Genomic DNA, 8,719 nt, shown 5'->3' on the forward strand with positions numbered 1-8,719 from the left:
CTGCTTGGCGACGAACTGGCGCGGTTAGCGCAGCCGGGCGACCTCGTCGTCGCCATTGCGCCCGAGGTCGGCGATCCCGTCGCCGTCTACTACAGCAGAGCGCGCGGCTGGGTGTTCCCGCCTGGCGGCGGCGATGTCGAATGGTCGAAATTCGTAGCGGACGATGCCACCGCGATCGCGCAGCTCGAGGAATTGCGCGCGCAAGGCGCGGACCTGTTCGGCACGGCCAAGAACGCCGCGGACAAGCAGGACCGGCTGTTCCTCGAGCATCATGACGGGGTCATCGACTATCTCGGCAAGACCGCAACCAAGCTTGTGGATTCGGACGATTTGCTGGTCTATAGGATCAGCCGTCCATAGAACCGCGACAGTCTGGGGCTGTGGGCCTTGGACAGGATATTGTCCCGACGGTTCGGCGGTCGCGTTCTCCTGCCGAAACTCGGCAAGCCGGTGGGCCAGGCGAACCGATCCCCGATGGCGGTAGGGATACTCGGGCACCACGCGGTGCTGCCATTTGAACTCGGCGGTGGAAACCGGCGGAGAATTGGTTGAAAAGAGCAATCTCAATAATCGTGACCCTGGCCCTACTAGCGTGGGTCGCCAGCGACTCGCGCTGGAAGATGGTGGGCGATGCTTTCGCGAGCATCACGCCCGGCGCTTTCGCGGCCGTGGCGCTTGCGCTGTTCGTCACCTACGTGCTGCGCGCGCTGCGCGTCTGCGACGAGTTCCGCGAGGAGGTGCATGGCCGTTTCGGCGCCTGCCTGCGCGTCATTCTGATCCACAATGCGATGATCAACGTCGTGCCCTTCCGCGGCGGCGAGACGGCATTTCCCCTGCTCCTGCGCCAGGTCTTCGGCATACCGATCATGCGTGCCAGCGCCTCGCTGCTGTGGTTCAGGCTGCAGGACGCCTTCGTCGTCGGCGTGCTGGCCCTGGCTGTGTGGCCGGGCCTGCATCCGGCGATAAGAATCGCGGGCGTGGCCGCGGTAATCGCTGCCGCCTGGTACCTGCCGCGCTGGGCGCGTGCGCCGCATGACTGGGCAGGCCGCGGCAAGATCGTGGCGAAACTCGGCAGGCTGCGCGATGTCTTCACCGAGGCGACCGGCCGATCGCGTTATGGCTGGTGGTGGACGATCGCCAATTGGTCGCTGAAGCTCACTGTGCAGGGATGGTTGCTGGCAATGCTACTGGGGACATCCTTTTCGACCGCCTTTCCAGGCGTCGTCGGGGCCGAAGGCGCCGCCATACTACCGGTGCAAGGCGTCGCCGGCTTCGGCACCTACGAAGCGGGTGCAGCGGCGGCGCTGCTCACCTCCGGCATTGCCATGAAGAGCGGCCTTCAGGCAGCGCTGGCATTGCATCTGTTCATCTTCTGCTCGGCAATCGCCACGGGTGCGATCGCCTGGCTGTTTCCCTCGAAATCGACACTGCCGGGGAACCCGGCCGTCGGCCCTGCAAGGAAGCCATCCCTATGAGCGTATTGCCCATCCCTGCTTCGGGACTGCCTGACGGCGCGGTGATGCCGGACCATACACTGTCCATCGTCGTGCCCATGTACAACGAGGCCGAGAACGTCGAACCGCTGCTGGTGCGGATTCACCAGGCGATGGAACGCTACGGCCAGCCGTGGGAGGTCGTGCTGGTCGATGACGGCAGCACCGACGCGACGGTGAGCGAGATCAGGCGCCTGGCGGCGCATTACGGCCCGCATGTGCATGCGGTCGAGCTGGTGCGCAACTACAAGCAAACCGCCGCGATGCAGGCCGGTATCGACGCAGCGCGCGGCGACGTCATCGCCACGATCGACGGCGACCTGCAAAATGATCCCTACGACATTCCGCGTATGGTCTACCGCCTGTTGAGCGAGGATCTCGACCTGGTGGTGGGCTGGCGCAAGGATCGCCAGGAAGGTTTTTTCATGCGCAGGCTGCCCTCGCGCATCGCCAACGCGCTGATCGCGCGCGTCACCGGGGTGCGCCTCAAGGACTATGGCTGCAGCCTCAAGGTCTATCGCGGCAACGTCATCCGCAGCGTCAAGCTCTATGGCGAGATGCACCGCTTCATCCCGGCATGGCTGGCCACGGTGACGACCCCCAGACGCATCGCGCAGGAAGTGGTGACGCATCACGCCCGCATCCATGGCCAATCCAAATACGGCATTTCGCGCACCTTCAGGGTCGTGCTCGATCTGGTCTTCATGTACTTCTTCATGCGTTATCGCACGCGGCCCGGGCACTTCTTCGGCGGCATCGGCATCGTGCTTGGCGCTCTGGGTTCGCTGATCCTTGCCTACCTGCTTTGCCTGAAGCTGCTTTTCGCCGAAGACATTGGAACGCGACCGATGCTGTTCACCGGCTTCTTCCTGCTCATCGCCGGGGTGCAGATGGTGACGTCGGGCGTACTGGCTGAAATGCTGGCACGGGTCTATCACGAAGCGAATGGAGCATCGGCCTATGTCGCGCGGCCACAGCCGGCGCGCAGTGACAATGACGGCTGGCTCCGCCCGAGCCGGCCATCATGAGGTGATCGGGACGCCATCGAGGCTCTCCGTCCCCAGCGTTGACCGGGGCAGTGGCTTCATCGATAGCTTGCTGGGAGGGATTTTGGTTTCAGGCCGACGGCGGACTGGCAGGGTTCATTGATCCCAGGAATGGCGGCCTGAGGGCAAGAGGCAAGGCGCAACGTCTGCGCCAACCTCTCGCCCTCGACTCGCGCCCCCTGGCGAATACAAGAGCGGCGGATCCTTCATTCAAATCGCGCCGCCACTTTTAGGTCTGATGGTCTAGTAGCGCGAACGGCAGCTGGCGCGCTGGCCGAAACCGCTCGGGCCACAAATCCAAGGCGAACGGCCAAGGAACGGGCCGCCATTGCCCAGACGGTAGGAGACCTTCACCGGCGCCGGCCTTCCGACCCGCTGCGGCCGCACGAAGGCCGCATAGGCCTCCTCCCTCGTACGCGTCACCATGGTCGTCTGTGTGAGCGGCTTGCGGTTGAACAGATGCAGCCGCTTCTTCTTGACGTCGTGCACCTTCTTGCCGAGCGTATGCACCACGGACTTTGTGCCGATCGAGCTGGTCTTGGTCGCGTCCTTGCTCTGGCAACCTGAGAGTATCGAGATCAATGCAACGGCGGCAAATGCACAAGCATATTTCGCGCCGATCCTTGCCCTTCTTTCCATACCTTTGTTCATCATTGTCCCCTACCACGAATATAATTCGTTGCAGCGCGGAGATCTATTTGCTTTTTTGGCTTCCGCGCCACGCGAGCAGCCTATCGCCGCTCACATCATGGATTGTATATTAGGGGAAACTTATTAAAGATCATGCAAACGACACGATGAACGCGGCCTTTCGGCAATCGATCGGATATAATTAAAGTTTGATCTTTGGGCTCGTGCCTGCAGCCGTCCAGAGTGCCGGCCCGCTACGCGGACGCCTCCAGCATTCAGCGCCGCGTTTCCCAACCTGGATCGAAGTAGAAATTGCGGCCACCGATGTTGCCCTGGCCGGCGCCGGAAACCACATAGGCGATGCGCACGATGCGCAGGCCACCGGCGCCCTGCTGCAGTCCGTAGACGCCTTCCATGCCGCGATCGTAGAAGCCCGCGGCGGGCACGATCAGCGCCAGCACGGCAAGCGACCCCTGAAAGGCGACTTTCGCCGCATTGGCGCGCAACGGAATCCTGTTTTCGATGACGTGCCTTACGACAATCACAACAACCAGCAGCCCGTAGAGGAAGGCGTTGAAGGCGGCGAACCAGTAGAAGCCGGTGGCATCGAAGGGGTGCTCAACGAGCAGGACAGGCAGTGCCGCGCCGATGGCCAGCGCCACATAGGGAGTGAGGGCGCGAGCCGGCAGAAGGTGCTTGGGGCCGCTGCCCTTGGGCGTGACGCGGAAATCGACGAATGATTTGGTCAGATAGTCGCGGATCGACGACAACGTGCCGGCCAGCACCCAAGGCCAACGCGCGAAGAAGAGGAACAGCGTGCCTTCCCAGCTGATCGTCTTGGCCGTCATCGGGCGCGAGAGGCCGAACGCCTTCAGCAGCATCACCAGGCCAACCAGCGCGACCGCGTTCGGCAGATAGTAGAACAAAAAGTCGAGATACATGACATTGGCGAAGTTGCGCCCGGTAGACAGCGCATAGACCGGCATGACGTACATCAGCAACGCAAAGACGGCGAACAGCGGATACCAGAGCTGGCAAAAGAGGAATTGGAATCTCAGCCGCGGCGACAGCTTTGGGAGATAGCTCGGCGAATATTCGAGCAGGATCGTCATCAGACTGCGCGACCACTGGAATTCCTGGGTGATGAGGTCGGCGAAGGTCTGCGGGCCATCGCCATGGGCGATGGCGTCGAGCGCATGCACGCCGTGCCATCCGGCCGCGTTGATCAACATGGAGGTGGAGTGATCTTCCGCCAGTTCAGGACCGAGACCGCCCGCCTGCTTCAGCGCCTTGGTCCGCACGGCATAATGCGAGCCGATGCAGAGCGGAGCTCCACCGCCCGTATGGCCGGACTGCAGCGGTCCGTGAAACATCCCTTCCGGAAACAGCCTGCCGCGCGCCGCCCAACTCTCGGCGGCGTTGTTGTCGCAGATGCTCGGCGCCGAGACATAGCCAACCGAGGGATCGGCGAAGGGAAACAGGATCTCCCTCAGATAGGTTGGCGTCGGTACATGGTCCGCATCCATCTGGGCGACGAAATCGTAACGCTCGTAGCCATAGTGGTCGTAGAAGAACGCCAAATTGCCTTCCTTGCAGCGCGTCCGGCGTGGCCATGTCGTGCGGTGATAGTCTTGCCTGCCGCGCCGCGTCGAAATCATCACGCCGTGAGCGTCGCACCAGCGAACTGTCTCTTCGGAGGGATCCTCGTCGGCCAGCCAGGTATCGTGCGGGTAATCCTGTGCCAGCATCGCTTCGAGCGTGCGCGCAACGACGGCAAACGGTTCGGAGGGGGCCTTGGTGACCACCATCGCGACCCGCGAACGCTTCGGGATCGTGTGAAGCTTGGACGGTTTTTTCGACGCATGCACGTTCAATAGAAAGTACAACGGCATGAGCGTGAGCCATACCAGGATGAGTGTTGCGAACGTGTATGGCCCGAGATGTTCGACATGCTCCGGCTTCAGCCACCAGATCCAGAAAAACCCAAGTGTGCAGAACCAGAAAGCCAGCGCCAGTCTCAGGATCCATTGCTGAAAGGCCGACAGCACGGGCACCAGAAAGGGTCCCTTCTGCGCAGTGACTGCCAGAGCCGCCTCAGATCGATGCGCCCGTCGGCTCTTATGGCCGACGACGCCATCATGCACGGAAGCACTCATACACTTACTCGCCCGCCACTTTGGGCTTCCGCCGACAAGGTGGCTGGAAGCTCCCAAAATCCCAGGATAGAATTAGCTAATGCTTTCTTAGCGTCAACTAAATTAATTGTTTGTTGAATATGATTCTTGAGATTTGGTTAACCTAATGCGTATCGGGGGAGGAATAGCCGCTACCGAGCAGTCAGTCTGGCGGCGAGCCGGCAAACTCTTCGGTGCTGGAAATTCACCGACGGGTCGAGGCAGTCGGAGGGGATCCGGCCAAAGCCGTTAACCATGTTGCGGTCGTCAAGGTTAAGCAACCGTTAATTGTGCTTGACTCTTGGCCCTGACCGGCTCTTAAATTAGCCAGGGATGATATATCGGGATTTTGACGCGAATTTGTGAGTATCGCGGCGAACTTTCTCTCGAACGCCCCCCTGTATAGGGGCTTGAGAGGTAATTTTGGGTGGCTCTGTGCCAGGTTCGCACATCCGCCAATGGGGTCGCTCCGAAATCCCGCAGATTCTGCCAAATAGAGCCGATCGGTTTTTGGGTAGTCGTGTCGATCAGGCATCGATGCGCACGGGCGAAGCCTTAACTTCCGAAAGTGGTTGGGGCCATGGGAGATCGACATGAAATACTCCACAGTAAAAGCACTCGCAATCGCGCTGGCATTGGGCGGAAGCGCCGCGTTCCCCACGGCAGGAGGCGCTGGCTCGGTAGCCGCGACGGACCCCTTCCAAACGAGCAGCGCCGCCTCGGCGTTCGGATCCTATGATCCCTACGGCGACTTCAGCGCCGACAAGAGTGCCAGCATCGAAGAGCTGTTCCTGCCTTGGGAAGACGTCGACCTGTCGACGCTGCCGCTTGCCGACGCCTATGCGCTGCAACGCGGACGTTCGCTGCTGATTACGGTTGAGCCGTGGACCTGGTCGAAGGACTGGCGCATCACCCCGCCCGAATTGCGCGACGGCATTTTGAGCGGCAAATATGACGCCAACATGCAGGCAATCTGCGGCCTGGTGGGACAGATGAAGAGCCCGGTGACCATTCGCTGGGCTCAGGAAATGGAAGACAAGAACGGCCGCTTCACTTGGGCCAACTGGGCTCCCAAGGACTGGATCTCCGCTTACAAGCGCGAGGTGGATATCTGCCGCAAGGCTGCCCCCGCCGCCAAGTATATGTGGTCGCCCAAGGGCGAAGAGGGTCTGGAAAAATACTACCCCGGCGACGACTATGTCGACGTCATCGGCCTGTCGGTGTTCGGTCTGCAGAAAAAGGACAATGACGAGGCCGGTCATGACCGTACCTTCGCTGAGCTGCTGAAGCCCGGCTATGACCGCGTTGCAGTGTTCAACAAGCCGATCGTCGTTGCGGAACTCGGCTATGTCGGAAAGCAGGACTATGTCTCGAAATGGCAGGAAGATTCCCGCAAATCCTACGCGGAGTTCCCGGCGCTGACTTCGGTCGTCTACTTCAACCAGAAGGAAGTGTGGCCGTGGCTGGGTGGCTATGGTCTGCCCGACTGGAGGGTGACCCAGCACGTCCTGCCGTAGACGCATCGTGCTGATCGATCTCGACGCGATCGGGATCGATTTCCAATCTCCTTGTTTGATCATGATCCATCTCGAACCAGCGGTTCGGGATGAGGGTTGAGGCGTGGCGTAAATCAGTCTGTGGAGAAGTTTCGTGAAACGGGTAGTGGGAAATTATCTCGGAGCGGCATTCGCCTGCTCCGTTCTTGTTCTTGCCTTTCAGGTTCCTGCGACGGCCAAGACGGCGACAAGGATCGCCGAGCAGGCGCAAAAAGCCACAGTCGTTCCTGACGAAGGCGTCTACCAGATTTATCAGAACCATTCGTGGCTGTGGGGCAAGAAGGGCGCCGGGTTCTTTGCCGTCAAGCAGAGGCAGTTCGATGCCTGGACTCACGACAAGGGCAAGTCGGGCTATGGCGACGGCATGTGGTTCATTCCCGGCGGCGGCAAGCTCTGCTACCGCGCGCAATGGCATGGCTCCTGGGGGGTGAAGGGCTCGATGACCTGCTTCGAGCATCGCCAAGTGGGCAAGGTTATCTACAAGCGTAAATCGCCTGATGGCGAATGGTACGTTTTCAAGAGCTCGCGTCGAAACCGGTCGGACGAGTCGATGAAATTGAAATACGGCGACTACGTCACAACGAAAATGAACCGGATCAAGGCCAAGCAGTAGATATTGTCGTGACACGCCACAGGTCAAGCATGTCGCCTGACGTTCAGGCGACCTGCCTTAAGCCTTGCGCTCCCAGCGGCGATCTGGCGTCTGTTGCCAGTAGGTGACGGCGTGGCCAGCGCTCTTCATCACCTTCCAGTGCCCTCGCGCCGCCTCGAGTTGGGCGGCATCGTGGCCATCGAACAGGAACACCGCGCGCTCGTAGCCGCCAAGGTCAGGCGGCACCGCACCGTCGACCAGGAACCTAATCTTGGCGTCGTTGGGATTGCCGTCGCCGGTGGTCAACAGAATCGGCTGTTCACCGGGATGAGCCTCACGATCGGTTGCGTGCGCCAGGAACGAATCGTCGCGGAAGGTCCACAGATGCTGGTCGAGCGCATCGCGGCGTTCCTCCGTGCCTGTCTGCACCACGGCGCGCCAGCCACGGTCGACGCTGCGTTCCAGGAGGCCTGGCAGCGCATCCTCCAGCGTCGATTCGGTCAGGTGGTAGAACAGGACGTCGGCCATCGCTTCAGCCTATAGTGATTGAACCCGTTCACTGCTCATAATTATCGCGCACCAGCCGGTCGAGCAGCCTGACGCCGAAACCGGAACCCCAGGACTGGTTGATCTCGTTCGACGGCGCCCCCATCGCCGTGCCGGCAATGTCGAGATGAGCCCATGGCGTATCCTTGACGAAGCGCTGCAGAAACTGCGCCGCAATGGTGGCGCCGCCAAAACGGCCGCCGATGTTCTTCATGTCGGCGTTCTTGGAATCGATGAGCTTGTCGTATTCGGCACCGAGCGGCATGCGCCACAGCCGTTCCTGCGTCGCCTGCCCCGCCGCCGACAACTTTTCGGCCAGCTCGTCATTGTTGGAAAACAGGCCGGCATAATGTTGGCCGAGCGCCACCATAATGGCGCCGGTCAGCGTCGCCAGATTGACCATGAATTTCGGCTGGAAGCGGTCGTTGCAGTACCACAACGCATCGGCCAGCACGAGGCGGCCCTCGGCATCGGTATTGAGCACCTCGATGGTCTGGCCCGACATCGAAGTGACGATATCACCGGGACGCTGGGCATGACCGTCGACGGCATTTTCGACCAGTCCGATGATACCGACGACATTGGCTTTCGCCTTGCGGGCCGCCAGCGCATGCATCAGGCCGGTGACGGCGGCGGCACCGCCCATGTCGCCCTTCATATCCTCCATGCCCGAGGCCGGCTT

Annotated in this window: 7 protein-coding genes and 2 pseudogenes; 5 read left to right on the forward strand and 4 right to left on the reverse strand. The window is 61.1% G+C overall.

The window, feature by feature from the left end:
• The 3 genes and pseudogenes from EN984_RS13115 to EN984_RS13125 all read left to right on the forward strand — a co-directional run.
• Positions 1-360: pseudogene (locus EN984_RS13115) on the forward strand (glycosyl transferase); the annotation flags it as partial.
• A gap of 188 nt (positions 361-548) precedes the next feature.
• Positions 549-1,475 (forward strand): lysylphosphatidylglycerol synthase domain-containing protein, encoded by a 927-nt coding sequence (locus EN984_RS13120; protein ID WP_127270649.1) that lies wholly within the window; start codon positions 549-551, stop codon positions 1,473-1,475.
• 44 nt (positions 1,476-1,519) lie between these two features.
• The gene (locus tag EN984_RS13125) at positions 1,520-2,521 is read left to right on the forward strand and encodes a glycosyltransferase family 2 protein (RefSeq protein ID WP_236383117.1); all 1,002 of its coding nucleotides are present in this window, start codon (positions 1,520-1,522) and stop codon (positions 2,519-2,521) included.
• Positions 2,522-2,782: 261 nt separating this feature from the next.
• On the opposite strand, the gene EN984_RS13130 is transcribed toward EN984_RS13125, so the two are convergent.
• Positions 2,783-3,190, reverse strand: coding sequence for a hypothetical protein (locus tag EN984_RS13130; RefSeq protein ID WP_127267682.1), 408 nt, complete (start codon positions 3,188-3,190; stop codon positions 2,783-2,785).
• 254 nt (positions 3,191-3,444) lie between these two features.
• The gene (locus EN984_RS13135; RefSeq protein WP_127267683.1) at positions 3,445-5,325 is read right to left on the reverse strand and encodes a cellulose synthase catalytic subunit; all 1,881 of its coding nucleotides are present in this window, start codon (positions 5,323-5,325) and stop codon (positions 3,445-3,447) included.
• A gap of 611 nt (positions 5,326-5,936) precedes the next feature.
• Between EN984_RS13135 and EN984_RS13140 the strand changes: the two genes are divergently transcribed.
• On the forward strand, positions 5,937-6,860 hold the full coding sequence (locus tag EN984_RS13140) for a glycoside hydrolase family 26 protein (RefSeq protein WP_127267684.1): 924 nt from the start codon (positions 5,937-5,939) through the stop codon (positions 6,858-6,860).
• 133 nt (positions 6,861-6,993) lie between these two features.
• Complete coding sequence (locus tag EN984_RS13145; RefSeq protein WP_127267685.1) at positions 6,994-7,512, forward strand: DUF995 domain-containing protein; 519 nt, start codon at positions 6,994-6,996, stop codon at positions 7,510-7,512.
• A gap of 57 nt (positions 7,513-7,569) precedes the next feature.
• Here the strand turns inward: EN984_RS13145 and EN984_RS13150 are convergent, their stop codons facing one another.
• Positions 7,570-8,019: a DNA polymerase III subunit chi gene (locus EN984_RS13150; protein WP_023813773.1), complete on the reverse strand. Its 450-nt coding sequence runs from the start codon at positions 8,017-8,019 to the stop codon at positions 7,570-7,572.
• A 28-nt stretch (positions 8,020-8,047) separates the two neighbouring features.
• Positions 8,048-8,719 (reverse strand): annotated as a pseudogene (locus tag EN984_RS13155) (leucyl aminopeptidase); the annotation flags it as partial.

Source organism: Mesorhizobium sp. M7A.F.Ca.CA.004.12.1.1 (assembly GCF_003997835.1).
GTDB lineage: Bacteria > Pseudomonadota > Alphaproteobacteria > Rhizobiales > Rhizobiaceae > Mesorhizobium.